Here is a 24,778-nt window from a genome sequence, read left to right on the forward strand (position 1 = left end):
GCCCGGCGGTCAGGCCCGGCCCAGCGCGCTGTCGTCGAGCGCCGCGAGCAGGGCCGCCGGGTCGGCGTGCACCTCCAGCGCTCCTGCGGCCCGCAGGTCGCACTCCCCCACCCCGCCGCAGGTGACGGCGATGCACGGGACGCCGGCCGCCGCGGCGGCCTGGACGTCCCACCGGGTGTCGCCGACGAACAGGGCCTGGCCGGGGCCGGCCTCGGCCCGTTCGAGCGCGGCGTGCACCAGGTCGGGGGCGGGTTTCGAGGCCTCGACGTCGTCCGCGCCGGTGGCCGACCAGAGCACGTCCTCGGCCGCGAGCACCCGCCGCATCACCTCCAGGTCGCGCCCGGACGCGGAACTGGCCAGCACCACCCGGCGCCCGCGCGACGCGACCTCGCGGAGCAGGTCGGCCGCGCCGTCGAAGGCGCGCAGCCGCGGCCAGAACCGCGCGTACAGCGCCTGGTGGGCGGCGCTGATCGCGGCGTCCTGCGAACGGTCCCGGTCGGGTCCGAGCAGGTGGTCGAGCAGGTGGTCGCCGGCCATGCCGATCGCCCCGTGGATGCGCGCCGTCGCCGGGGTGAACCCGAACTGGGCGAGCGCCTCCGACCAGGCTGCGGTGTGCAGGTAGCTGGTGTCGAGCAGGGTTCCGTCGACGTCGAAGAGGGCTGCGGACGGCATGCTGGTCTCCCTCCGGAGGACCGGTGCGGACGGCGCGGCGCGGGCATGCGCGGCGTACGGTGCATGCCCGCGCCCGGCGTTCCCGGACGGGCCGGGCTCAGTGGCCGAGACGGTGGATCAGATCCGGCCGCCGCTTCGGCTGCGGCTCGGTCTGCGGGGCCGGTTCGGCCGCCGCGTCCTCGGGCCGCGGCCCGGCGGTCGTGGCCTGCGTGCCGGGGCCGGCCGGGCCGCCCGAGGCGCCGCCGAGCGGTGCCCGGTCGGCGTAGGGCTGTGGCTGCGGCGCCGAGGCGTACGGCGGGGTGCCGGCCGGCTCCGCCGGGGCGGCCTCGGCGCGGTCCCGGCGGGAGGTGCGCAGTTCGGCGCTGCGCCGGCGGTGGCGGCGGCTGCCCGCCAGCACCAGCAGGCAGCCGAACACGAGGACCAGGGTCAGCGCGATCCCCGCGAGGAAGACCGCGAGGCTGTTCATGGTGGCGAGGTCGTTGCCGAACATGGTCACCGTGGTGGTCGGTCCGTCGGGGTTCTCGGCGATCAGCAGTCCGGTGAAGGCACCGGTCGCCGCCAGCAGCAGGAGTCCGAGCGCAAGCATCGGCTGTCTCCTCTCAGACGTTCGGGGAGGTTCCCCACCCGCGTCTGCCCGGTCGGTGCCGTCCGATGCACCGGTGGTGTCAGCGATGTGCGGGCCGTTCCCGGTGGTTGAGGCTGACGTCCGCCCAGACGGTCTTGCCCCGGGGGTGGCGGACGACCCCCCAGTCGGTGGTCAGCCGGTCGACGATGTGCAGTCCGCGCCCGCCCGGTGCGTTGACGGCCTCCCGCGGTTCGCGCGGCGCGGGGCTGCCCGGGCCGGTGTCGAAGACCTCGATCCGTGCGCACGGGCCGTCCCGCACCAGGGTGAGCTCGATCGGGCTGCGGCCGTGCAGGAGGGCGTTGGAGAGCAGTTCGGAGACCACCAGCAGCATGTCGGCGCGGCGGTCCTCGCCGCCCGGTCGCCCCCACTCGTCCAGGACCCTGGTGGTGAAGTCGCGGCCCGACCGGATGTCCCCCGGCGTGCCGAAGTAGCACCGGCGGCGTGCGGAGACGGAGCGCGCGGCCCCGGCCGTGCACCGGGTCCGTCCGATGCCCTTCGCCATGTCCTCACCCCGTCGTCGTCGGCCCGCCCGCCCGGCCGTGCCGCTCCGTCCTCCTCCGTTCCGCCGCCCCCGGCCGCGTTCGCGGCACGGCGGGCCGCCGGCTCGGCCGGTGGCCCGCGGGCTGTGCGCCCACCGCTCTCGTGGAGCGACTGTCCCCTCCCGTGCCCCGTGGATGCCCCGCGGATGCCCGTCCGGCTACCAGCGGTACCAGCGGCCGCCCGACCCGCTGCGGGCGAAGAACCCGACCACCCACACCACGAGCAGCACGAGGGCCACCCACCAGAGCATGTTCACCGCGAACCCGGCACCGAACAGGATGAGGATCAGCAGGAGTACGAGAAGCAGTGCGATCATGGAAAACACCTCCGGTTCCGCGTGTGCCCGGCTCCGCCGGAATGAACCCGGCCGGGCGGAGGAACCGCAGGTGGCACGGCCTCCTCCCGGCCGGGACGGGTGTAACGACGACGGGGTCAGGACGGCCCGGCCGCCGCGGCCTGCACCTGGCTGAGCGGTGCGGCGAGCGACTCCAGGCTGCGACGCTCCGCCTTCACCCCGATCGCCGCCTCGACGAGGCCGGCCAGCACCATCAGCGCCGCGCCGATCGAGAAGGCGAGCGTGGTGTCGGCGGTCTTGCCGCTGCTGACCAGGCTGTTGAAGAGCAGCGGTCCGGTGATGCCGCCGATCGCGGTGCCGACGGCGTAGAAGAAGGCGATGCACAGCGCCCTGGTCTCCAGCGGGAAGATCTCGCTGACGGTCAGGTAGGCGGCGCTCGCGCCGGCGGAGGCGAGGAACAGCACGGCCGTCCAGCACACCGTCATGGTCGTCGCGTCGAGCGCGCCCTGCTGGAAGAGGTACGCCGTCAGGAAGAGCAGGACGCCCGAACCGATGTAGGTGCCGGCGATCATCGGTTTGCGGCCGACCGAGTCGAAGAGGTGGCCGAGCAGCAGCGGTCCGAGGAAGTTTCCGACGGCGATGACGGCGAAGTAGTAGCCGGTGTTGCCGTCCGGCACGTCGAAGAACGTCGTCAGGATCACCGCGTAGCCGAAGGTGACGGAGTTGTAGAGAAACGCCTGGCCGACGAAGAGGGCGAGGCCGAGGATCGTCCGCCGCGGGTAGGTGGAGGTCACCGTCCGGGCGATGGTGATGAAGCCGAGAGGGCCCCTGGGCCTGATGGTGATCTCCTCGGTGGCGGGCGGGAGTTGCTCTCCGGTCTCCTCGGCGACCGTCCGTTCCACGTCGTCGACCAGGCGTTCGGCGTCCTCGGCGCGTCCGTGGGTGAACAGCCAGCGCGGGCTCTCCGGGACGTGCCGCCGCACCAGCAGGATGGCGAGGCCCAGGACGACGCCGAGGGCGAAGGAGAGCCGCCAGCCGACGTCGGTCGCGAACAGCGCGGTGTTCAGCAGCGCGATCGAGGCGAAGGCGCCGATCGCGGCGCCGATCCAGAAGCTGCCGTTGATGATCAGATCGACCCGGCCGCGAACCCTGGCCGGGATCAGCTCGTCGATCGCGGAGTTGATCGCCGCGTACTCGCCGCCGATGCCGAAGCCGGTGAAGAACCGGCAGAGGAAGAAGAACCAGGGTGTCCAGGAGAGGGCCGTCACGGCGGTGGCCGCGAGGTAGACGCCGAGCGTCACCATGAAGAGCTTCTTCCGGCCGAGGCGGTCGGTCAGCCAGCCGAAGAAGAGGGCGCCGCTGCACGCGCCGGCGACGTAGAGGGCCGCGGCGGTGGTGGTCACCTGGGCGGCGCTGATGTCGATGCCGCTGCCGGACTCGGCGAGCCGGGAGGCCATGTTGCCGACGATGGTGACTTCGAGGCCGTCGAGGATCCAGACCGTCCCGAGGCCGATGACGATGCGCCAGTGCCAGCGCGACCAGGGCAACCGGTCCAGGCGGGCCGGCACGTTCGTCCGGATCGTGCGGCTCGACGGGCTGCTCGCCCGGTCTGCGCGGGTGGCGTGTCCTGAGGGTGGCACAGACTCGGTCATGGTCGGCCTCCGTTCGCTGCCGCGGGGCCCGGTCGCCCCGTCCGGGGAGGCGCCTGCCCCGCCGCGGCGCGATCACACGGACGGGCCGGCCCCGGGGACGGTGCCGTGGTCGTGCCGCGCCGCATCGGGGGCGCCGCCCATCGCGCGCAGCATCCCGGCTCCGCCGGTCCGGAAGAAGCGGACCAGCAGCACCGCGGCGAGCAGCAGGAAGAGGATGTTGAGCCAGGTCGTGTAGTCCCAGCGCACCCCCTCGGAGGGCACCGTGGCGTCCGCCTGGTCGGGGATCAGGCCGAGCGCGCCGAAGACGATCTCGACGGCGTACCCGGCGGCCACCATGGCGGTGTAGAAGGTGCCGAGCAGGAAGAGCGTCGTCCGCCGCCCGTAGTACTTCCGGTAGATGTTGAGGATCGGCAGGATCAGCAGGTCGGCGAAGATGAACGAGACCACGCCCCCGAAGCTGATGCCGCCCTTCCAGAGCACCACCGCGAGCGGCACGTTGCCGACCGAGCAGACGAACGAGGCGATCGACACGACCGGCCCGATCAGCGGGCCCCAGATCTTGGCCGCCACCGGGTGCCCGGTGAAGAAGAAGGCCTCCCAGAAGGAGTCCGGCACCCAGGCGGCGACCGCCCCGGCGATCAGCAGGCCGAGGACGAGGTCCCGCAGGATCGCGGCCCACTCCATCACGAAGACGTGCGAGACCGAGGTGAAGCCCTCGGGCGAGGCCAGCCGGCGGAAGAAGCCTCCGCCGCGCCGCACGCCCATGTCCATCGCGGCGTGGCCCTCCATCGAGCCGGCCGCCCCGCGGTCGGCGTGCTCCCGCGCCTCCCGGACCATCGGCGCCCGCAGGAACCGCCGGAAGAGCAGGGCCAGGACGACGATCATGATCGGTCCGCCGGTGAACTCGGCCGCCGTGAACTGCCAGCCCATCAGCAGGGCGAGGATCACGCCGAGTTCGACCACCAGGTTGGTCGAGGCGATCTCGAAGGCCATCGCCGCGGTGAAGTCCGCGCCCTTGCGGAACAGCGAGCGGGCGAGCGCCACGGCGGCGTACGAGCAGGAGGACGAGGCCATGCCGAGGCCGGAGGCGAGCGCCAGGGTCCGCGGGCGGGCGTCGCCCAGCGCCCGGGCGACCGTCTCCCGGTGGACCACCGCCTGGACGATCGCCGACAGCAGGAAGCCGAGGATCAGCGCCCAGGTGATCTCCCAGGTCATCGCGCCGGTGATCTTCAGCGCGTGCAGCAGGGCGTCCATTCGGCCTCCCAGGTCGGGCGGTTCACGGGTGGTACGCGGGTGGCCGGTCCCGCCGGGTCAATCGAGGCCCCGGCCGTGGCGCAGCCGTGCGGCCGCCTCACCCGGGTCGACCAGGGGCCTCGGGTAGTGGGCCGGCGGGCGGTCGAGCAGCCAGGGCCGGTGGACGGCCCGGCCCCGGATGTCGGCGAGTTCGGGCACCCAGCGCCGCACGTAGGCGCCGTCCGGGTCCAGGCGGTCGGCCTGGGTCAGCGGGTTGAGCACCCGGTTGGGCCGGGTGTCCGTGCCGGTGCCGGCCACCCACTGCCAGTTGAGCTGGTTGTTGGCGAGGTCGCCGTCCACCAGCAGGCGCAGGAAGTGCCGGGCGCCGGTCCGCCAGTCCTGGTACAGCGTCTTGGTGAGGAAGGAGGCGGTGAGCAGCCGGGCGCGGTTGTGCATCCAGCCCTCGTGGGCGAGTTGGCGCATCCCGGCGTCGACCACGGGGAAGCCGGTGCGGCCCTCCCGCCAGGCCTCGGCCTCGCGGGAGTCCTCGCGCCACCGGTCGCCCTTGGTGCGGTAGTCCTGCCAGGCGGCCTCCGGCCGGGCGGCGAGCACCTGGTGGTGGAAGTCCCGCCAGACGAGCTGCCGGACGAAGGCCTCCGCACCGGGGCCGCCGCGGCGTTCGGCGAGGTCGACCAGCTCGGTCGCGGACAGGCAGCCGAAGTGCAGGTAGGGGGAGAGGCGTGACGTCGCGTCGGCCGCCAGGTCGTCGTGCACCTCCGCGTAGGCGGTGACGTCCCAGGCCTCCCACCGTCTGCGGGCCTCGGTCTCCCCGCCCGGCAGGAGTCCCGGTGAGTCGGCGTGCCCGGGGCGGACGGCGGCGGGGTCCGCCCCGGCGAGGCCCGCGGGGGTGCGCAGGCTCCGGGGTGGCCGGTGCGGCGCGCGGCGGGTGCTCTGCTGCCAGGCCCGGAAGTACGGGGTGAAGACGGCGTAGTGGTCCTTGCCGGCGGGTACGGCGGCGCCGGGCGGCAGCGCGGTGAGGGCGCCGTCGTGCACCTGGAGGCGGTCACCGAGGTGTTCCCGCAGGCCGGTCTCGCGGCGCCGCGCGAAGGAGCTGACGCCGGCGGCGACGTGGACGGCGACCGCGCCGGTCTCCTCGGCCAGCCGTGCCGTCTCCGCCACGGCGGGGCCCCGGCGGATCACCAGCCGCCCGCCGATCCGGCGCAGCGAGGTGTCCAGGTCGGCCAGGCAGTCCGCGAGGAAGGTCCGGCGGTTGGGGGCGGCGAAGCCGGCCGCCTCGACGGCGGGGTCGAGGACGAAGAGCGGGACGACCTCGTCGGCGCTGCGGGCGGCGGCGTGCAGCACCGGGTTGTCGTGCAGGCGGAGGTCCTGGGTGAGCAGGGCGATGGCGATCGTCATGGCCCGGCCAGGCTAGCGACCGGCGCCGCCGTGCCGGCGGCGCCGCGCGGCGTGTCCCCCGCCCGGGCCGGACAGGGCCGGCCAAACCCTGCGGCCCGTCCGGGATGTCACAGCGGGCCCGGCGTCACAGCCTGGCTTCACGGTGAGCCGGGTGTCAGAGCGAGCCGACGCGGCGGCCGGTGACCCGGGTGGGCCGGATCCGGATCCACAGCGGGTTGTCGCCGCCCGCCCACGGCTCGGACCCGGGGTGCCGGTTCAGCCGCTCGATCTCCTCGTGCGTGGTCACATGCTCGGCGGTGCCGGCCAGCAGCACGCTCCAGCCGCGGCTGAGCTTCTCGTCGATCCGGTCGATCTGGAACGAGAGGGTGGTGCCGGTGTCGGGCGCGGCGGCGCTGTGCGGGGTCGTCCGGTAGGCGATCGTGCGGGCGTCGACGACGTAGTTCACCGGCAGGACGGCCGGGCCCGGCCCGGCGGGGAGGGCGACCCGTCCGACGCCGTGGTCGCCGATCCGCTCCCAGCACTCGCGGACGCCGAGCTGGACGAGCACCGGGTGCTCCGGGGCCCTGCCCTGGCCGGGCGGCCGGTCGGTGCCGCCCTCGACGAGCTCCCGGTGGCTGAGGCCGAGCGCGCTCGCGAGGCGGAGGAACCCGCCGGGGTCGAAAGCCGGTCCGGCCTCGGCGAGGTGCTGCAGGTAGCGGGTCGCCATCCCGGCCTTGGCGGCGAGTTCGGCCTCGCTGAGACCGAGGGCGTCGCGGCGTTCGTCGATGCGGCGGGCGATCTCGGTGGGGTCCGGCTCGCCCGGGCCGGGCGACGCGTCCCCGCTCGGGGCGTGGCCGGGCTCGGTCGGGGCGTTGTCGTTCACGGCTGTCCTCCCGGCGGGCGCGGCGGGCGCACCCGGCCCGCGCTGTCGGCGGCGTGGTCCGCGCGGCTGTCCCGCCCAGTAGAGCCCGTGACCGCTCGGACCGCCAGGCCTCCGGGTCCTCGGGGGGCCGGGGGTCCGCCGAACGGGGCGGTACCGCCCGGGCACTTCGCCGCCTTCCCTTCGCACCGTGCGGCGGTACCCCGGCGGGGCATGCGCGTGGCCGGGCCGGCGGGCGGGCTGTACCCCTCTGCCGTACCGGTCGGCGCGGTTCGCCCCACCGGCGCCGGACGTTCCCCCCACGGCCGTCCGGGGTAGGGCCGTCCGGCCCTGTCCCCGGCCGCGCAAGACTGGTGCGATGGGGCGCACGCGGCACGGCCGCGTCCCGGCCGCCCGCTCCGGGCGCCACCCGCGCACCCGCCGCACGCCGTCCCGCCGTACCCCGGTGAGGCCGTACCGGCACAGAACGATCGCACCACCCGGGAGGATCCCGTGAACGGACCCGTCGTCGTCGGCTACGACGGCTCGGCCGAGAGCATCGCCGCCCTGCAGTGGGCCACCGCCGAGGCGGCACTGCGCGGGCTGCCGCTGGAACTCGTCCAGGCCTGGCCGTGGCCCAAGCACCACGTCCTCGGCGGGGAGGACGCGGACCGGTGGGTCAGGCGGCAGCTCGCCGATCGGGAGGCCGCCGTCCGGGCGGCCGCGGGCGACGTCCCGGTGAGCTCCCGGCTGGTGCCGGACGCGCCCGCCGCCGCGCTGACGGCCGCCGGCGAGAAGGCCTCCGTCCTGGTGCTGGGCTCGCGGGGCCTGAGCACCCTGCGCGGGTTCCTGGTCGGCTCGGTCAGCCAGGAGGTGCTGGCCAGGGCCGGCTGCCCGGTGGTGCTCGTCCGGGCCGGCGGCGAGACCGGGCAGGCACCGGCCCGCCGTCCGGTCGCGCTCGCCCTGGACCTCCGCCACGACTGCCCCCAGGTGCTGGACTTCGCCTTCCGGGCCGCCGCGCAGCGCATGGTTCCGCTGCGGGTGCTGCACGCGGCCGGCCCGCCGGCGGGCAGCGAGTACATGGCCTTCGGCGCGATCGCGGCGATCTCCGCGGACCTGGCGACGGCCGAGGAGCAGGCGCTCACCGAGGCGCTGCAGCCGTGGCGCGACAGGTATCCGGACGTCGGGGTGGACGCGACCGTGGTGCCGGGCAGCGCCGCCCTCGCGGTGGTGGAGGCCGTCGGCGAGGACATCGGCCTGCTGGTGGTCGGCCGGCACGACCGTCGGGTGACCTTCGGCGGCCACGTCGGGCCGGTGACCCACGCGGCGATCCACCACGTCAACTGCCCGGTGGCGGTGGTCCCCTACCACTGACGGCCGCTCCCCCGCACTACCCTAGGGTCGGGGGCATGACCGTCCTGCGTTCCGTCCTGCTGTTCCTGCTCGCCGCGCTCCTCGAGATCGGCGGTGCCTGGCTGGTGTGGCAGGGCACCCGGGAGCACCGCGGGTGGGCGTGGATCGGCGCCGGCGTGCTGGCCCTCGGCGCGTACGGCTTCGTCGCGACCCTGCAGGACGACGCGAACTTCGGCCGGATCCTGGCCGCGTACGGCGGCGTCTTCGTCGCGGGCTCGCTCGCCTGGGGCATGGTCGTCGACGGCTACCGCCCGGACCGCTACGACGTGGTCGGCGCCCTGGTCTGCCTGGCCGGCGTGGCCGTCATCATGTACGCACCGCGCGGGCACTGACTCCCGCATGCCGCCGTCCGCCCCTGGCGCATGTCCCGAAGGGCAGTCGGGTGGCTGATTCAGGGGCGCTGGGGCCACCTCCGGGCCGAAGGCCGGGGGACTGCGCAGTCCGGTGGCGGGCACCGGAGTGCCAAGGTCCGACCCCGGATGTGTACGGCGATCCGCATCCGGGTCGCGCAGTTCCGACCCCAGCCTCCGGCCGGGAGGTGCCCCCGGCGTCCCTGTGGGTGCCGGATGCCTCTGAACACGCACCCCGGGACCTGTCGGACGGGCCCTACCATGGCCGCCGTGGTGAGCGGTTACGTGTACGTGGGTGGGGGCGACACCGGGCCGATGGCCGGTGCCGAGGTCGGGCGGCGGGTCGCCATGGACTCCGGTGGGCCGCCGTGGCTCGTGGTGGTGCACACCCTCGACCGGGTCCATGTGACGCGCTGGCCCGGGCGGCTGTTCCGGGTGGCGGCCGTCGCGCCCGCGGACGCCGACGTCCGGGAGTCGCTGCGCCGGGCGAACGAGGGGTTCGCACCGAGCGCCGGCCACAGCCGCGCACACGCCGTGGACGTCCTGGCGGAGCTCTCCCCCGGCGTGCTGTTCGGCCCCGCGGGCGAGGAGGTCGCCCGGGTCGCGGACGCGGCCGCCGCCCTCACCCCGGCCGCCGTCGGCCGGCTGGCCCCCGCGTGCACCGATGCCGGCCGGGCCGCCTACGCCGCGGCCTGGGACCGCTGGCTCGTCGACCAGCCCAACCCCGGGCCTTACCTGGGCTCCGACCACGCGGCCACCCTGCTGATCCCAGGTGCGGGACGCGTGGGCTCACCGATCGGCCACGGCTTCCTCGCCGTGCACGCCGCCGTCCGTGCGAGTGCCCTCACGCGGGGCGGCGCGGCGGCCTTCACCGCCGACCGGCGCGACGAGGACGGCGAGGACGAGGACACCGAGGAGCGCGGGACACGCCTCGCCCCGGCCTGGTCCGCTGCCGCGGACGCGCTGCTCGGCGCCGCGATGGTCCTCGGCGCACCGGATCTGCTGGAGCCGGCCGAGGCGGCCCTGCTCACCGCGCCCTGGCGACTGCTGACCGGCGGCGCCCGGTGACCGGCCGTCCGCTCCTCGCCCTCCGTGAGGTCGCCGACCTGGAGTCCTGCCTCGGCCGCCTCGGCACGGTCTTCGCGGCCTTCCGGGCGCAGGACTCGGGGTGCCACTCCTACGGCGTCGAGCTGCCCTCCGGGGAGCGCTGGTTCGTCAAGGCGGCCCGGACGGACGCGGCCACCGCCCCGGTGCTCCGCGGCCGGGTGCTGCACCGGGCCGTCCGGCATCCGGCGATCGTGCCGCAGGTGCACGGGTTCACCGCGGACGGGCGTCCGGCGGTCGTCCTGCCGTGGTGTCCCGGGCAGGTGCTGTACCACCCGGTGGCCGGGCGTTCGGGCGACCGGACGGACCCGGACAGCCCGATGGCCCGGTTCCGGGCGCTGCCGCTGCCGGACGTCCTGGCGGCGGTGGACGTGCTGCTGGACGCCCACCTCGCGGTCGAGGCAGCCGGTTTTGTCGCCGTGGACCTCTACGACGGCTCGATGCTCTACGACTTCGCGGCGCGCAACCTGCGCCTGGTCGACCTGGACGAGTACCGGCCCGGCCCGTTCGTGCTGACGGAGGACCGGCTGCCGGGCTCGCGCCGCTATCTCGCTCCGGAACAGTGCACGCGGGGCGCCGTGATCGACACCCGGTCGACGGTGTTCACGCTGGGCCGCGCCGCCCGCCTGCTGCTGGACGCCGGGGACGAGGAGCGCGCCTGGCGCGGCGGCCCGGCCCGCCTCGGCGTGATCGCCCGGGCGACCGACCCCGATCCGTCCCGGCGCCACCCGACCGTCGCCGCCCTCGCCGCCGCCTGGCGGGCCGCCGGAAGCCGCTGAGGGCGACCGGGGTCCCGGTGGGCGGCTCAGGCGGCGGTGCGGACGCCGTACCGGGCGCGGGCGTCGGCGAGGGCTCCGGCCAGTTCGGCCGGGCGGCGGGTGGAGAGGTAGACGAACGGGCAGAGCAGGGACGGGTCGACGATGTCGACCCGGACGGCCTGCGGCAGGAAGCCGCGCATCAGCAGCCGGGCCCGCGGGCCGGCCCGCCGGGTGCGCCAGGCCAGCGCCTCGGCCTCGTCGAGGACCTCGATCCCGCCGAAGTGCTCGGCCCGCAGCACGATCTGCCCGGCCACCAGCACCCCGTCGCAGACCCGGATCCGCACCGCGCCGTAGCCGCGCAGCGCCCAGGCGGTCACCGCCAGCAGCAGGGCGCCGCCGGCCGCCGCGGGCAGCGGTCCGACCGGGAGCAGTGCCGCGGCCAGGCCGGCGGCGGCCGCCGTGGCGGCCAGCCACCAGCGCACCGGGACGGAGAGCCGTTCGTCGTAGATCACCACGTCGCCGATGCTGCCACGTCCTTACGGGCCGCCGGTTGTCGGCACGTCAGGTGCGGAACAGCGCGACCTTGAGGGCGCCGTGGTCGGCCGCCGCGCCGAAGACGTCGTAGGCCTCCGGCATCTCGTCGAGGCCGAAGCGGTGGGTGACCAGGCCGGCGGCCTCCAGCCGGCCGGCGGCGAGCATGGCGAGCAGCCGCGGGGTGGAGCTGGTGTCGACCAGGCCGGTGGTGATGGTGACGTCCTTGATCCAGAGGTCTTCGAGGTGCAGGGTGGCGGCCCGGCCGTGGACGCCGACGTTGGCGACCCGTCCGCGTGGGCGGACCACCCGGGTGCACAGTTCGAAGGACTCGGGCACGCCGACGGCCTCGATCGCGGTGTCGACGCCGCGGTCGTCGCGGCCGAGCGCCCGCACGGCCTCGTCGGTGGCCTGCTGCAGCGTCAGCACCTCGTCGGCGCCGAGCCGCTTCGCCGCGTCGAGGCGGCCCTCGTCGGGGTCGACGACGACGATCCGGCCGGGGCTGTACAGCCGGGCGGTGATGACCGCGGCGAGCCCGATCGGTCCGGCGCCGACCACGGCGACGGCGTCGCCGGGTTCGACGCGGCCGTTGCGGACGCCCACCTCGTAGGCGGTCGGCAGGATGTCGGCGAGCATCAGCGCGGCCTCGTCGGAGACCTCGGGCGGCAGCCGGTGCAGGGAGTTGTCGGCGAAGGGGGTGCGGACGTACTCGGCCTGGGTGCCGTCGACCAGGTGGCCGAGGATCCAGCCGCCGCCCCCGGTGCACTGGCCGTAGGCCGCCTCGCGGCAGGAGGGGCACCGGCCGCAGGCGGAGATGCAGGACACCAGGACGCGGTCGCCCGGCCGGACGGTGCGCACCCCGGGGCCGGTCCGGACGACCGTGCCGACGGCCTCGTGCCCGAGGACGCGGCCCTCGGCGACGTCCGGCACGTCGCCCTTGAGGATGTGCAGGTCGGTTCCGCAGATGGTGACGGCGTCCACCCGGACGACGGCGTCCTCCGGGTCGCGGACGGCCGGGTCGGGCACCTCTCCCCAGGTGCGGCGACCGGGCCCGTGGTAGGTGAGTGCCTTCATGTCCTGCTCACTCCTCGGCGGTGCGGCACGGATGGCGGTACACCTCCACCGTCCCCCCCGGCGGGGCCGCCCGCCATGGGCCGGTCGGCCCCGCCGCCGACCCGCAGGGCCCGGACGGCCGCTCAGCGGGGGGACAGTTCGTACAGGACGGGACCGGCGTGCGCTCCGGTGGCGAGGTTGACGACGAGACCGCCGGTGGTGGCGGGGGTGGCGCGGATGTAGGCGCCGCCGTGGCCGTTGACCACGGTGAAGACCCCCCAGAGCGGCGTCCAGGGGTGGAGTTCGCCGTTGTCGTCGGCGAAGAGCTCGACCGTCGGCCGGACCCGCCGCTGCAGGATGTACGGTCGGTCGAGCGCCGCGTGGACGTGCTCGCTCCACTCGTCGGCGGTCAGACCCTCCGTCCAGCCGGGCAGCACCCCGGATCCGCCGGCGAGCGAGGTGGGCTTGAGCACCAGGTCCTGCTGGTGGGCCAGGGCGTACTCGACGAGGTCGACGGACTCCCCGTTCTCCAGGGTGACCGGACCGGGGCGGACCATCCGCGTCCAGGTGAGGATCCGGTCGAGGCTGGCGAGCACGTCGGCGCCGAACAGGCCCCGGTTCCGCTCGTCGGAGAGCAGGGCGAGGGCGCCCTTGCTGGCGTACACGGCCGAGTCCAGCGGAGTGAAGATCCGGACCTCGCCGCGCTCGGCGGCGTCGAGGATCGGGTGGACCAGCTGCAGGGCCTGCGGGGACTTGAGCAGGTCGCCGATCAGGAACACCCGGAAGACGATGTCGACCGCCTTCTCGCCGAGCCAGACCCGGCCGTCCCGCGCCTCCAGCTGGCCGACGTGGCACGGGTGGGCCTCCAGCCCGAACTCGCCCCAGCGGTCGCAGAGCGCCTCCATGTAGGGCAGCATCCGCCCGTAGCCGTCCGGCCAGTCGGTCAGCGCGACCACGGGGCTGTCCCCGGGGCCGAACCCGCTCTCCACCACGATGTTGTTGACCTGTTCGCGCAGCGAGTCCACGAAGCCGAGCTCGTGGCGCTCGGCGAAGTCCGCGAGGTGCGGGCGGGCGAGCAGCTCCCGGCACATGTCGGGGTTGTCCATGCCGCCGACGGCACTGCCGATGTTGAGTTCGAGCAGTTTGAAGCCGGTGTCGTCGACGTAGAGGTCGGCCCGGGTCTGCCGGCTCACCGTCGCGCCCCGGCCGCGCATCACGGCGGAGACCTGGACGTCGGTCAGCCCGACCGCGCGGGCGAACGCCTCGAAGTCGCCGCCGAAGAGCAGGTCCGGCAGGGACGCCAGGGCGCTGCGCAGGTTCTCCAGGTCGGCGTGGAGCTGCACCTGTTCGGCGTGGCCGAGGAACAGCGGCCGGGTCAGGTACCGGCCCTCGTACATCCCGTCGAGGAACTCCGAGCCGACCGGGCCGACCGCCGGGGTGTCGGCTCCGGGTCCGATCCGGGCCAGCTCGGCCAGGTACGCGCGGGTCAGGGAGATGCGGTCCATGGATCTCTCTCTACTGTTCGGCAGCCGCGGTTGCGCGGCGGCCACGGATCAGGGCGACGGCGAGGACGACCAGGGCGAGCACGGCCGAGCTGATCAGCTGGATCCTGGTCCCGGGGTCGACCAGCATCAGCCCGAGCAGCGCGACCATGGCGGCCAGGGCGGCCCAGCTCAGGTACGGGTGGCCCCACATCCGCACCGGCGAGCCGGCCGGCAGCCGCGGGCGGAGCCGGAGTTGGGAGCAGGCGACGAGGATCCAGACCAGCAGCAGCACCGTGCCGACCGCGTCGAGCAGGTGGAGGAAGACCGTGCGCGGCCAGAGCAGGTTGAGCACGACCCCGACGAACCCGAACGCGGCCGAGGCGAGCACGGCGTGGTGCGGGACGCCCGTCCGGCCGAGCCGGGCCAGCAGGGCGGGCGCCTGGCGACGGCGGGCCAGCGAGAAGGCCATCCGGGCGGCGGCGTAGGTGTTGGCGTTGAGTGCGGACAGCAGGGCGATCAGCACGACGACCCGCATGACCTGCCCCGCGGCGGGAACGCCGACGTGGTCGAGGACGGCGGCGAACGGGCCGGCGCCGACCTGCGGGTCGGACCAGGGCAGCAGGGTGACCACGACCGCCATCGAGCCGAGGTAGAAGACGGCGATCCGCCAGACGGCGGCACGGACGGCGCGGCCGGTGGCCCGGGCCGGGTCGTCGGACTCGGCGGCGGCGATGGTGACGACCTCCAGGCCGCCGAAGGCCGGGACGGCGGTGGTGAGTCCGGCCGCCACACCGGCCCAGCCGTGCGGCAGCAGGTCTCCCTCCAGGGCGCCCGCGTCCCCGCCGGGGAGCACTCCGGCGATCGCCAGCACGCCGATGACCAGGAAGCCGACGATCGCGGCGACCTTGACCAGCGCGAACCAGAACTCGAACTCTCCGAAGTTCCCCACCGCGGTGAGGTTGACCGCGGTGAAGACCGCCATGAACAGCAGCACCAGCAGCCACTGCGGGACGGCCGGCAGCCAGCCGTGCACGATGACGGCGGCCGCGGTCGACTCCAGGGCGAGCACGACGACCAGCGTCAGCCAGTACATCCAGCCGATGGTGAACCCGGCCCACGCGCCGAAGGCGCGTTCCGCGTGCTCGGAGAAGGAGCCGCTGGACGGGTGGGCGGCGGCCATCTCGGCCATCATGCGCATCACCAGCACGGTGAGGACGCCGGCCGCCGCGAAGGACAGCACGATTCCCGGTCCGGCTGCGGCGATGCCCGCGCCGGAGCCGACGAACAGGCCGGACCCGATCACGCCTCCCATGGCGAGCATGCCGAGGTGGCGCGCACGCAGGGTGCCGCGCAGGGCCCCCTCCGGTCGCGACTCGGTGACGGGTGGGGCGGTGAGGGTCATTCGAGGTCCTTGGACGAGGCACGGGGACGGGGGGACGGGCGGTGCGGTGCGGAGACGGGTTCGACCACGGCCTCCCCGGCGCGGCCCGGCATCCTGGACCAGCGGAGGGCCAGGACGGCGGAGACCGCCGCCCCCACGGCGCCGAACACCGTGATGACGACCGAGGCCGGGGCGTGGTCGGCGGCGAGGCCGGCCAGCGAGATGCCGACCCCCTGGGCCATCCGGACGGCCGCCGAGGCCAGTCCGAACGCCTTGCCGCGCTGGGAGTCGGGGACGGAGCGGCTGTACTCGGCGTTCGCCGGAACCTGGAACGCCGAGAACACCCCGGAGGCCGCCCAGAGTACGCAGGTCACGGCGGTGTTCGGCGACACCACGGTGAACGTCAGCAGCGCGCAGGAGGCGACGGCCAGCGGCCCGAGCAGCCGGAGGCCTCGGTCCGGGTTCACCCAGCGGGTCAGCACGAACATGCCGACGACCGCGCCGGCCGGACTGGCGGCGAGGAGCAGGCCCACCCCGGTCGGCCCCTGCCCCATGGCATGGGCGTACGGGGTGGCCAGCCCCTCCTTGCAGGCGTAGAAGCCGGACACGGTGCCGAACGCCACCAGCAGGCGCAGGCGGCGGTCGGCCCGGACGAGTCCGGCACCACCGGTGAGCACGCTCCACCGGCCGCCCGCCGGCGCGCCGCCGCTCGGCCGCGGGCGGCGCACCAGACCGAGCCGGGTGAGCGCGGCCGAGACCGTGAAGGTGGCCGCGTTGAGCAGCAGCGCCCGGGAGGGTCCGAGCGCCGCGACCGCCGCACCGCCGGCCGCGAAGCCGGCGAGCTGGCCGAGCTGGGCGGTCAGGTTGACCACCGCCGACGCGGGCAGGTAGTGCTCGCCGGGCGCGATCGTCGGCAGCAGCGCCGACCGTGCCGCCAGGTGCGGCGACTGGGCCAGCTGTACCGCGACGACCAGCGAGCACAGCAGCCACAGCGGCGTGCCGGGCACCGCCATCACGGCGACCAGGCCGGTGCGGACCAGGTCGCACACCACCATCAGCCCGCGCCGCGCGAAGCGGTCGGCCAACCAGGACAGCATCGGCCCGCCGACCAGCTCCGGCAGCAGCGTCAGGGCGTAGGTGAGTGCGGCCAGCCCCGCCGACGCGCTCCGGTCGAACACGAGCAGGGCCAGCGCCACCCGGGTGAGCTGGTTGCCGCCCACGGAGATCAGCTGGGCCAGCCACAGCATGCGGAACTCGCGGAGGGCGAGCACCCGGCCGAAGCCCGCCGTCGGCGGCCTGCTCACGGGCGCGCCACCGACTGCGCGCGGCCGGCCACCCTGGCCACGGGGCGGTCCTCCACCGGCTCCCAGTCGAGGCGGTACTCGGCGAGCACCCGCCCGATCGCCGCCTCGATCCGCCGGCCGCTGGCCGCGCGGAACCGGTACCGCCCGCCGGTCTCCTTCGCCCCGCCGGTGCCGTTGAGGATCGCGCCCACCTCGGGCAGGACCTCCGCGTACATCTCGGGCACCTCGTCGAGGAGCGACCTGGTCGACAGCACCCGGCAGGGCCGCACCGGGGGCTCCGGGATCAGCAGGTAGCCGCCGGCCTCGCCCGCGGGGTCGAGCGGGGCCAGCTCCAGGGGTTCCCCGAGGGTCAGCCGGGTGGCGACCTCCAGCAGGTCGAGCCGGTACACGTCGCGCCAGACGTGCGGGAGTTCCGCACCACCGGCCCGCGCGGCCACCTCAAGGAACACCAGCCCGTCGTACGCGCCCGGTCCGGTCGGCTCGCAGACGAACACCTCGAGGTGGAAGACGCTGCTGCGCACGCCGAGGGCGGCGAGCGCCACCTCCGAGTAGCCCGTCAGCAGCCGTTCCAGCTCGGGGTCGTCCGCGGCCACCGAGCCGAACGAGTCGCCCAGGGCGTAGTCCAGGCAGGTGTTGAGCAGCCGGAAGGCGCGGAGCACCCGCACCTTCCCGTCCTGGATCACCCCGTCGACCTGGTACATGGGCCCGCTGACGTACTCCTCGCAGACGTAGCCCGGCAGCGGGGCGGCGAGCGTCTCCTCCAGTGAGGCGCGGGAGTTGACCAGGTAGATGCCCTGGCTGCCGGAGCCGTCCCGGGGCTTGAGCACGACCGGGAAGCCGACCTCGGCGGCGAACCGGCGGACCTGCCCGGGCTCGTCGGCGTCGACGAACCGGGGCACCCGCAGGCCCGCCGCGGCGACCAGCCGTTTCATCGTCACCTTGTCGCGGACCCGCGCCACGTCGGCCAGTCCGGGGCCCGGGACGCCGAGCAGCTCGCGCAGGGCGGCAGCCACCTCGAGGTCGCGTTCGAAGAGGGCGACGACGTGGTCCACCGGGCCGAAGTCGCGCACGATGCCGCGGGCCAGTTCGGCGACCGCCGCCGCGTCCGCGAGGTCGTCGACGACGGCCACGGTCTCCGCCGCCGCGGCGTCGACGCCGCCGAGTCCCACCGCCGAGCAGAGGTAGGCGACCCGGTCGGCGGTGTGGTCGATGTACGCGGTGTAGTCGCAGCCGACCGACCGGTCGAAGCGGTTGAGGACGAGGATGTGCCGGCCGGCCGCGGCCCGGTCGCTCATCCGTTCGACCCGTCGCGGGTCAGGTGCATCAGCGCCGTGTACGGGGGGAGGTCGAAGTCGACGACCTCGTTCAGGTTCCAGCCGGCCTCGGCGAGCACGTCCTTCCACTCGGCCAGCGAGGGGATCATCTGGCCCATGACGGCGTGTGCGGTCTCGAAGCCGAGCGTGAAGACCGGGTGCCGGTCGGTGGACGGCAGGTCGGAACGGTAGGTGTCGCAGATGATGAGGTCGGTCGCCGCCGGGAACGCCTCGCCGATCAGCTTCAGGCTGGTCAGGCACTCCTCCCGCGGCCACAGGTCGTGCCCCATCATGAAGGTGCACACGAAGTCGACCTGGTCGAACTCGGGGCGGCTCTCCATCGCGGTCGCGTCGCCGTGGACGACGGAGATCCGGTCGCCGAGGCCGGCCCGGGCGACCGACTCGCTGGCCAGCGCCAGCGCGCCGGCGGCGAAGTCCACACCGACGCCCCGGAACTGCGGGTCCTGCTCGGCCAGCTTGATCAGCCGCTCGCCGCTGCCGCAGCCGAGGTCGGCGCCGTGGTGCAGGTTGCGCTCGGCGACGATCCGGTAGAAGACCGGGTCGACGTAGGAGAATCCGGCATCGCGGGCCCCCAGGCCGATGGCCTTGTAGTCGCGCCGGACGGTGAACCCGTCGGGGCGGTTGGCGTTGCGGATCAACTCCGGCATGGTGGTGAAGAGTTCGCCGCAGCCGCGGGTCAGCCAGTAGAAGAAGCCCTTCTTCGCCATGGTCTCGGCGAACAGCGGGCCGGGCGCGGCCGTCCGGTGGTCCGGGTCGAGCGTGACGATCCCGGCGAGTGCGAGGCCCCGGGCGACGGCCTCCACCGAGGGCGCGTCCAGGTCCTGGTCGCGGGCGAAGTCCCGCAGGTCCACCGGTGCTCCGGAGCTGTCCAGCCGGTCCAGCAGGCCCGTCTCCCAGGCCGTCGAGATGGCGAAGGCGGAGAGCGTGTGGTTGAAGACGTCGTCGATGACCGAGCCGGTCATGGTTCCCCCAGGTGTTGTGTGCGAGAGCTGATCAGGATGTCGTCGACCGCGGCGACGAGGGCGGCGGTCTCGGCGGCGGAGCCGACGGTCACCCGCAGGGCGGCGCCGACCGGATGGACCCGGACCCCCCGGTCCAACAGGTCGGCGGCCCAGTCCGCGGTGCCGTGCGGCGGGCGTACGTACAGGAAGTTGGCCTGACTGGGCGCCACTTCGAAGCCTCGTCCGGCCAGTTCGCCGGCCAGCGCTTCGCGCTGCTCCCGGTTGCGGGTGCGGCGTGCCTTCCACGAGGCCGGGTCCGCGAGCGAGGCGAGGGCGGCCGAGCAGGCCGCGCTGCTGACCGTGAACGGCGTCTGCAGCGAGCGCAGCACGCCGATCAGCCGGGCGTGGCCGATGCCGTAGCCGACCCGCAGCCCGGCCAGACCGTGGATCTTCGAGAAGGTCCTGGTGGTCAGCAGGTTGGGCAGCTCCGACAGGGCCTTCAGCGACGGCCCGGCCTCCGCCTCGTCCGCGTAGTCGTGGTAGGCCTCGTCGTTGAGCACCACGGTGGTGTCGGGCAGCCGGCCCGCCAGGTCGGCGATCTCCTGCCGGGGTCGCCACCCGCCGGTCGGGTTGTGCGGGTTGGACAGCGCCACCAGGCCGGCCCGCGCCTGCAGGACGTGGTCGGCCAGGTGCTCGTCGGGCGGCCAGGGCCGGGTCACCGTCGGGGTGCCGCACTGGGCGCCCAGCATCGGGTAGAAGTCGAACTCGGGCTCGTGGAAGAACGCGGCCCGGTCCGGCCCGGTGAACGCCCGCCAGGCCAGGCCGATGATCTCGGCGCTGCCCGCGCCGATCAGGACGCGGTTCAGTGGCACGTCGTGCAGTTCGGCGATCGCCGCCTGCAGTGCACCGTCGCCGGTCGGGTACCGGTGCAGGTCCGGCACCAGCGCGTGCAGGGCCTCGGCCACGCCGGCCGGCGGTCCCTGCGGGTGTTCGTTGGCATGCAGACGCAGCATCGTCCCCCTCGATTCGATCTTTCGATTACCGTAGGAACCTCGACTGGATGACGACTGGACGTCAACTTTTCCTTCACACGGGCGAAGGACGCGGTGACGGTGCAAGGGGGACGCACGCGTGCAGGTACAGCTCCTGGGCCCGGTCCGGGTCCTGCAGGGGGAGGTCCGGCACGACGTGCCGACGGCGGGGCGGCGAGCGGTCCTCGGCGTCCTCGGGCTGGCGGCCGGCCGTCAGGTGTCCCGCACGGAGCTCGTCGACACCCTGTGGTCCGACGACCCGCCCAACTCCGCGGTCAACGTGATCCAGACCCATGTGAAGCACCTGCGGAAGCTGCTCGAACCCGAACGCCCGCCCCGCGCCCCCAGTTCGGTCCTGCTCTCCGTCGGCGACGGCTACCTGCTGCCTACCGAGGCCTGCGCGGTCGACGTCCGCATCTTCCGGAGCATGCTGAACCGCGCCGCGGCGGCCCGGCTGGCGGGGGACCACACCGGCGCCCTCGACCTGTTCGACTCGGCGCTGGCGCTGTGGCGCGCCGACTCCCCGCTCTCCGACGTCCCCGCCCTGGCCGCGCATCCCGCCGTCCTCGCCCTGACCGAGGAGCGGTTCGCGGCGCTGTCGGCGAAGGGCGAGACCCTGCTGTCCCTCGGGGCCGCCGACGAAGCGGTGGCGGTCTTCGAACAGGTCGCCCACGCACGCCCCCTGGACGAGGCCGCGCTGGCCCGCCTGATCCGCGGATACGACGCAGCCGGGCGGCGGGCCGCGGCGGTCGACACCTACCACGAGGTGCGGCGCCGCCTCGCCGAGGAGCTCGGGATCGGCCCCGGCCCCGAACTCGCGGCCGCCTACCAGGTGCTGCTGACGGACGAGGCCTGGCACACCACCGCGCCCCCGAGGCGCCGGCCGGTGCCGGCGACCCTGCCGGGCGACGTGCCCGACTTCGTCGGCCGACAGCGCGAACTCGCCTGGCTCGGGCGGATCCTGACGCAGTCGGCGGGCGTCGCGGTGCCCGTCGCGGTGGTCTCCGGGACGGCCGGGGTCGGCAAGACGGCGCTCGCCCTGCACTGGTCGCACCAGGTCCGGTCGCGCTTCCCCGACGGCCAGCTCTACGTCGACCTGCGGGGCTACGACCCCCAGCAGCCGCTGTCCGGCAACGACGCCCTCGCCCGGCTGTTGTCCGCGATGGGCCTGCCCGCCCACGAGATCCCGCTGGACGAGGCCGACCGCGTGGCCCGGTACCGGACCGAACTCACCGGGCACCGCGTCCTGGTCGTGCTCGACAACGTCTCCTCGGTGGACCAGGTCCGCCCGCTGCTGCCCGGCACCGGATCCTGCGCGGTGCTGGTGACCAGCCGCGACACCCTGGGCGAGCTGGTGGCCCGGCACGGGGCCCGGCGGCTCCACCTCGACCTGCTGCCGATGAACGACTCGCTCGACCTGCTGCGCAGGCTGATCGGCGACCGGCTGGACCGCGAGACGGCGATCGGCGAGGACCTGGCCACCCAGTGCGTGGGGCTGCCGCTCGCCCTACGGGTGGCCGCCGAACTCGCGGCAACCCAGCACACCACCCCGTTGCCGGACCTGGTGTCCGAGCTGGCCGACCGCCGCAGGCGGCTCCACCTGCTGGACACGGTCGGTAACTCCGTCAGCGCGGTGTTCTCCTGGTCCTACCAGCACCTGCCGGCGACCGCGGCGCGCGTCTTCCGGCTGCTCGGCCTCCAGTTCGGCCCCCACGTGTCGCTGAGCGCGTCCGCCGCGCTCGCCGGACGCAGCCCGGACGACACCCGGAGCGCCCTGACCGCGCTCACCCGGGCCCACCTGGTGCACCCCCTCGGCCCGGACCGGTACGGCATGCACGACCTGCTGCGGGCGTACGCGACCACGCTGGCGCACTCCCACGTCACGCCGGCCGACCGGGCGGCCGCCCAGCGGCGGCTCGTCGACTACTACCTGCACACCGCGAACGCCGCCACCGTGCTGCTCGGCCACCGCGACCCGATCGACCTGCCCCCGCCCGCACCGGACGTGCCGCCGCCGGCCTTCGCCGACCTCGACGGCGCCTCGGCGTGGTTCGCCGCCGAGCACCAGTGCCTGCTCGCCGCGGTCGACTCGGCCCCCGACGGCCGGGTCGGCCTGCTCGCCGGATCCATGGCGACCTACCTGGAACAGCGCGGCCACTGGCCGGACTGGGTGACCACGCAGCACGCGGCGCTGGACGCGGCACGGCGGCTGGACGACCGGCCGGGGATCGCCTCGGCGCTCGGCGAACTGGGCCGCGCCAACGCGAGGATGGGCCGCTACGAGGAGGCCGACCAGCTGCTGCGCCGGGCCGTCCCGCTGTTCCAGGAGCTCTCCGACCCGCTCGGCGAGGCGCACTGCCACAACAGTCTGACCCTGGTGTTCGAGCGGCGGCACGACTTCGTCTCCGCCCTGGCGGAGGCCACCTCCGCGCTGGCGAAGTACCGGGCCGCCGGCAACCGGACGGGCCAGGCCCGGGCGCTCAACAACATGGGCTGGTGCAACACCCAGCTCGGCCGGTACCCGGCGGCCCGCCGGTGCTGCGAGCAGGCCCTCGTCCTCCAGCGCGAGATCGGCGACCGCAACGGCGAGAGCGCCACCCTCGACACCCTCGGCCTGGTGCACCACCGGGTCGGCCGGTACCACCGGGCCGTCGCCTGTTACGAGCAGGCCCTCGACATCTACCGGGAGTTCGGCGACCGGTTCAACGAGGCCGCCCTGCTCAACCACCTGGGCGACTCGGCCGACGCCGCGGGCGACCCGGTCACCGCGAGGGAGGCCAGGCGCAGCGCCCGCGAGATCCTCGCGGAGTTCGACCGCACCGGCCGCGCGGGTCAGGACCGGCGCCCCCGGACCTGACCCTCCACCGGCCGCTCCGCACGACCTGACGCACCCTCACCCCGCCGGGCCCGCTCCCGTGCGGGGCGAGGGCCGGGGACGGTGCCGGATCCTGACCGGCGGCCGGTCGACCGTCACCCGCGCGGCGCTGACGGCCGGAGAGCCGCTGTTCGGGGACCGGACTAGGCTGACACTGGCGTCTGATCCCGGGACCTCGGAGGAGCCGGTGGGCCACGCGTCGGATGAGGGCTCGGTGCCCCTGCCGCAGCTGAGGCTGGACGACCTGCTGGACGAGCTGCAGGCCCGGCTGGACGCGGCCAGGACCACCCGCGACCGGGTGCACAGCCTGCTGGAGGCCGTGCTGGCGGTCGGCCGCGACCTGGAACTGTCACAGGTGCTGCAGCACATCGTGGAGGCGGCCGTGTCCCTGGTGGACGCCGAGTACGGGGCGCTCGGGGTGATCGGCGAGGACCTGCGCCTGTCGCAGTTCATTCCGGTCGGGCTGACCGAGGAGCAGGTGAAGCTGATCGGGGACCTCCCGTCCGGCCGGGGGGTGCTGGGCGAGCTGATCCGCCACCCCGAGCCGCTCTGCCTGGCGGAGATCTCGGAGCATCCGGCGTCGTACGGCTTCCCGCCGAACCATCCGCCGATGCACACCTTCCTCGGGGTGCCGATCCGGGTGCGCGGCCGGGTGTTCGGCAATCTGTACCTGACCGAGAAGCGCGGCGGCCAGGCGTTCGACGCCGAGGACGAGTCGGTGCTGGCCACCCTCGCGGTGGCGGCCGGCGTGGCGGTGGACAACGCCCGGCTGTACGCGCAGGCGCGGCTGCGCGAGCAGTGGCTGGCCGCCGGCGCCGAGGTCACCGCGAGCCTGCTGTCCGGCAGCCGGGAGCAGGCGGTGCTGGACCTGCTGGTCGCCCGGGCCGGGGAGATCGCCAGGGCGGACCTCACGGTCGTCGCGCTGCCGGTGCCCGGCACCGAGGAGCTGGAGGTGCGGATCGCGTCCGGGCTGCGGGCGGAGGAGCACACGGGGCTGGTGCTGCCGCTGACCGGTTCGTTCGTCGGCGCGGCTGCCTCCGCCGGGACGCTGGTGACCAGCAGCGACGTCCAGCGGGACGCGCGGATCACCGCGGGCCCGCCGCGCTGGGAGGGCCTCGGCCCGGCGGTGGCCGTGCCGATCGGCACCGCCGGGGGGCGGGTGCGCGGTGTGCTGATGCTGGCCAGGGCCGCGGGCCGGCCGGTGTTCGACGCCGACGAGTCGGCGCCGCTGGAGGGCTTCGCCGGGCAGGCCGCGGTGGCGATGGAGCTGGCGGAGCGGCGGCGCGACTCCGAGCAGGTGGCGCTGCTGAGCGAGCGCGACCGGATCGCCCGCGACCTGCACGACCTGGCCATCCAGCGGTTGTTCGCGACCGGGATGACGCTGCAGGGGGCGACCCGGTTCATCGACCATCCGGAGGCCGAGGAGCGGGTGCGGCGGGCGATCGACGACCTGGACGAGACCGCCCGGACGATCCGCGCGACGATCTTCGGGCTGCGCAGCCGGGAGGCCACGCCGTCGGCCGGGGGCTTGCGGGCGCAGGCCGTCGAGGCGGTGCAGCGGGCGGCTGCTGTGCTGGGCTTCGCCCCGGCGCTGCGGATGTCCGGGCTGCTGGACACGGTGGTGCCGGCGCCCGTGGCGGGCGAGGCGGTGGCGGTGCTGGAGGAGGCGCTGTCGAACGCGGCCCGGCACGCCCGGGCCACCGCGGTGGACGTGTCGGTGGAGCTTACGGGGGACGGCACCGGGGAGCGGCTGGTGGTCGCCGTCCGCGACAACGGGGTGGGCCTGCCGGAGGGCGGTCGGCGCAGCGGGCTGGCGAACCTCGCCGACCGGGCAGTCGCGCTGGGCGGGGAGTTCGTCGCCGGGGCGCGGCCGGGGGGCGGCACCGAGGTGGTCTGGCGGGTCCCACTCACCGATGCGTGACCGCGCTGCGCACCGCGTTACGCCGAG

The 24,778-nt window shown here is 74.9% G+C and carries 22 protein-coding genes; 6 read left to right on the forward strand and 16 right to left on the reverse strand.

Annotation, left to right across the window (positions count from 1 at the left end; all coding sequences use genetic code 11):
- Positions 1-9: 9 nt before the first annotated feature.
- The 8 genes from KSNIM_RS06285 to KSNIM_RS06320 form a co-directional block, all read right to left on the reverse strand.
- The gene (locus tag KSNIM_RS06285; RefSeq protein ID WP_263102227.1) at positions 10-672 is read right to left on the reverse strand and encodes an HAD family hydrolase; all 663 of its coding nucleotides are present in this window, start codon (positions 670-672) and stop codon (positions 10-12) included.
- Positions 673-769: 97 nt separating this feature from the next.
- Positions 770-1,258 carry a hypothetical protein gene (locus KSNIM_RS06290; protein ID WP_263102228.1) on the reverse strand — a complete coding sequence of 163 codons (489 nt, stop codon included), beginning with the start codon at positions 1,256-1,258 and terminating at the stop codon, positions 770-772.
- Between the two features lie 79 nt (positions 1,259-1,337).
- The gene (locus tag KSNIM_RS06295; RefSeq protein WP_263102229.1) at positions 1,338-1,799 is read right to left on the reverse strand and encodes an ATP-binding protein; all 462 of its coding nucleotides are present in this window, start codon (positions 1,797-1,799) and stop codon (positions 1,338-1,340) included.
- 195 nt (positions 1,800-1,994) lie between these two features.
- Complete coding sequence (locus tag KSNIM_RS06300) at positions 1,995-2,153, reverse strand: DUF5670 family protein (protein ID WP_263102230.1); 159 nt, start codon at positions 2,151-2,153, stop codon at positions 1,995-1,997.
- 116 nt (positions 2,154-2,269) lie between these two features.
- Entirely contained in the window at positions 2,270-3,784 is a 1,515-nt protein-coding gene (locus KSNIM_RS06305; RefSeq protein WP_263102231.1) for an MFS transporter, read from the reverse strand.
- 72 nt (positions 3,785-3,856) lie between these two features.
- On the reverse strand, positions 3,857-5,038 hold the full coding sequence (locus KSNIM_RS06310; protein ID WP_263102232.1) for a permease: 1,182 nt from the start codon (positions 5,036-5,038) through the stop codon (positions 3,857-3,859).
- 57 nt (positions 5,039-5,095) lie between these two features.
- Complete coding sequence (locus KSNIM_RS06315; RefSeq protein WP_263102233.1) at positions 5,096-6,433, reverse strand: cryptochrome/photolyase family protein; 1,338 nt, start codon at positions 6,431-6,433, stop codon at positions 5,096-5,098.
- 154 nt (positions 6,434-6,587) lie between these two features.
- Positions 6,588-7,295, reverse strand: coding sequence for a helix-turn-helix domain-containing protein (locus KSNIM_RS06320; RefSeq protein ID WP_263102234.1), 708 nt, complete (start codon positions 7,293-7,295; stop codon positions 6,588-6,590).
- A 489-nt stretch (positions 7,296-7,784) separates the two neighbouring features.
- On the opposite strand from KSNIM_RS06320, the gene KSNIM_RS06325 reads away from it, so the two are divergent.
- The 4 genes from KSNIM_RS06325 to KSNIM_RS06340 all read left to right on the forward strand — a co-directional run bounded on the left by KSNIM_RS06325 (position 7,785) and on the right by KSNIM_RS06340 (position 10,917).
- Positions 7,785-8,645: a universal stress protein gene (locus KSNIM_RS06325; protein ID WP_263102235.1), complete on the forward strand. Its 861-nt coding sequence runs from the start codon at positions 7,785-7,787 to the stop codon at positions 8,643-8,645.
- 35 nt (positions 8,646-8,680) lie between these two features.
- The gene (locus KSNIM_RS06330; protein ID WP_263102236.1) at positions 8,681-9,016 is read left to right on the forward strand and encodes a YnfA family protein; all 336 of its coding nucleotides are present in this window, start codon (positions 8,681-8,683) and stop codon (positions 9,014-9,016) included.
- Between the two features lie 291 nt (positions 9,017-9,307).
- Entirely contained in the window at positions 9,308-10,102 is a 795-nt protein-coding gene (locus tag KSNIM_RS06335) for a hypothetical protein (protein ID WP_263102237.1), read from the forward strand.
- Entirely contained in the window at positions 10,099-10,917 is an 819-nt protein-coding gene (locus tag KSNIM_RS06340) for a serine/threonine protein kinase (RefSeq protein ID WP_263102238.1), read from the forward strand. The genes KSNIM_RS06335 and KSNIM_RS06340 overlap by 4 nt, the downstream gene beginning before the upstream one ends.
- 26 nt (positions 10,918-10,943) lie before the next feature.
- Here the strand turns inward: KSNIM_RS06340 and KSNIM_RS06345 are convergent, their stop codons facing one another.
- The 8 genes from KSNIM_RS06345 to KSNIM_RS06380 form a co-directional block, all read right to left on the reverse strand.
- Positions 10,944-11,411 carry a DUF3093 domain-containing protein gene (locus tag KSNIM_RS06345; RefSeq protein ID WP_263102239.1) on the reverse strand — a complete coding sequence of 156 codons (468 nt, stop codon included), beginning with the start codon at positions 11,409-11,411 and terminating at the stop codon, positions 10,944-10,946.
- Between the two features lie 46 nt (positions 11,412-11,457).
- Entirely contained in the window at positions 11,458-12,501 is a 1,044-nt protein-coding gene (locus KSNIM_RS06350; RefSeq protein ID WP_263102240.1) for a zinc-dependent alcohol dehydrogenase family protein, read from the reverse strand.
- 122 nt (positions 12,502-12,623) lie between these two features.
- Positions 12,624-13,985 carry a hypothetical protein gene (locus KSNIM_RS06355; RefSeq protein ID WP_263102241.1) on the reverse strand — a complete coding sequence of 454 codons (1,362 nt, stop codon included), beginning with the start codon at positions 13,983-13,985 and terminating at the stop codon, positions 12,624-12,626.
- 10 nt (positions 13,986-13,995) lie between these two features.
- The gene (locus tag KSNIM_RS06360) at positions 13,996-15,366 is read right to left on the reverse strand and encodes an amino acid permease (protein ID WP_263102242.1); all 1,371 of its coding nucleotides are present in this window, start codon (positions 15,364-15,366) and stop codon (positions 13,996-13,998) included.
- Complete coding sequence (locus tag KSNIM_RS06365; RefSeq protein ID WP_263102243.1) at positions 15,363-16,649, reverse strand: MFS transporter; 1,287 nt, start codon at positions 16,647-16,649, stop codon at positions 15,363-15,365. The genes KSNIM_RS06360 and KSNIM_RS06365 overlap by 4 nt, the downstream gene beginning before the upstream one ends.
- The gene (locus tag KSNIM_RS06370) at positions 16,646-17,944 is read right to left on the reverse strand and encodes an acetyl-CoA carboxylase biotin carboxylase subunit family protein (RefSeq protein WP_263102244.1); all 1,299 of its coding nucleotides are present in this window, start codon (positions 17,942-17,944) and stop codon (positions 16,646-16,648) included. The genes KSNIM_RS06365 and KSNIM_RS06370 overlap by 4 nt, the downstream gene beginning before the upstream one ends.
- On the reverse strand, positions 17,941-18,945 hold the full coding sequence (locus KSNIM_RS06375) for an SAM-dependent methyltransferase (protein ID WP_263102245.1): 1,005 nt from the start codon (positions 18,943-18,945) through the stop codon (positions 17,941-17,943). The genes KSNIM_RS06370 and KSNIM_RS06375 overlap by 4 nt, the downstream gene beginning before the upstream one ends.
- On the reverse strand, positions 18,942-19,937 hold the full coding sequence (locus tag KSNIM_RS06380) for a pyridoxal phosphate-dependent aminotransferase (RefSeq protein ID WP_263102246.1): 996 nt from the start codon (positions 19,935-19,937) through the stop codon (positions 18,942-18,944). Before KSNIM_RS06380 ends, KSNIM_RS06375 begins: the two co-directional genes overlap by 4 nt.
- A 118-nt stretch (positions 19,938-20,055) precedes the next feature.
- Between KSNIM_RS06380 and KSNIM_RS06385 the strand changes: the two genes are divergently transcribed.
- Together KSNIM_RS06385 and KSNIM_RS06390 are read left to right on the forward strand one after the other, a co-directional pair.
- A complete protein-coding gene (locus tag KSNIM_RS06385; protein WP_263102247.1) occupies positions 20,056-22,812 on the forward strand; it encodes an AfsR/SARP family transcriptional regulator in 2,757 nt (918 codons plus the stop codon).
- Between the two features lie 232 nt (positions 22,813-23,044).
- Positions 23,045-24,751 carry a GAF domain-containing protein gene (locus KSNIM_RS06390; RefSeq protein WP_263102248.1) on the forward strand — a complete coding sequence of 569 codons (1,707 nt, stop codon included), beginning with the start codon at positions 23,045-23,047 and terminating at the stop codon, positions 24,749-24,751.
- Positions 24,752-24,778: the final 27 nt, after the last annotated feature.

It is taken from the genome of Kitasatospora sp. DSM 101779 (genome assembly GCF_025655475.1).
Classification (GTDB): domain Bacteria; phylum Actinomycetota; class Actinomycetes; order Streptomycetales; family Streptomycetaceae; genus Kitasatospora.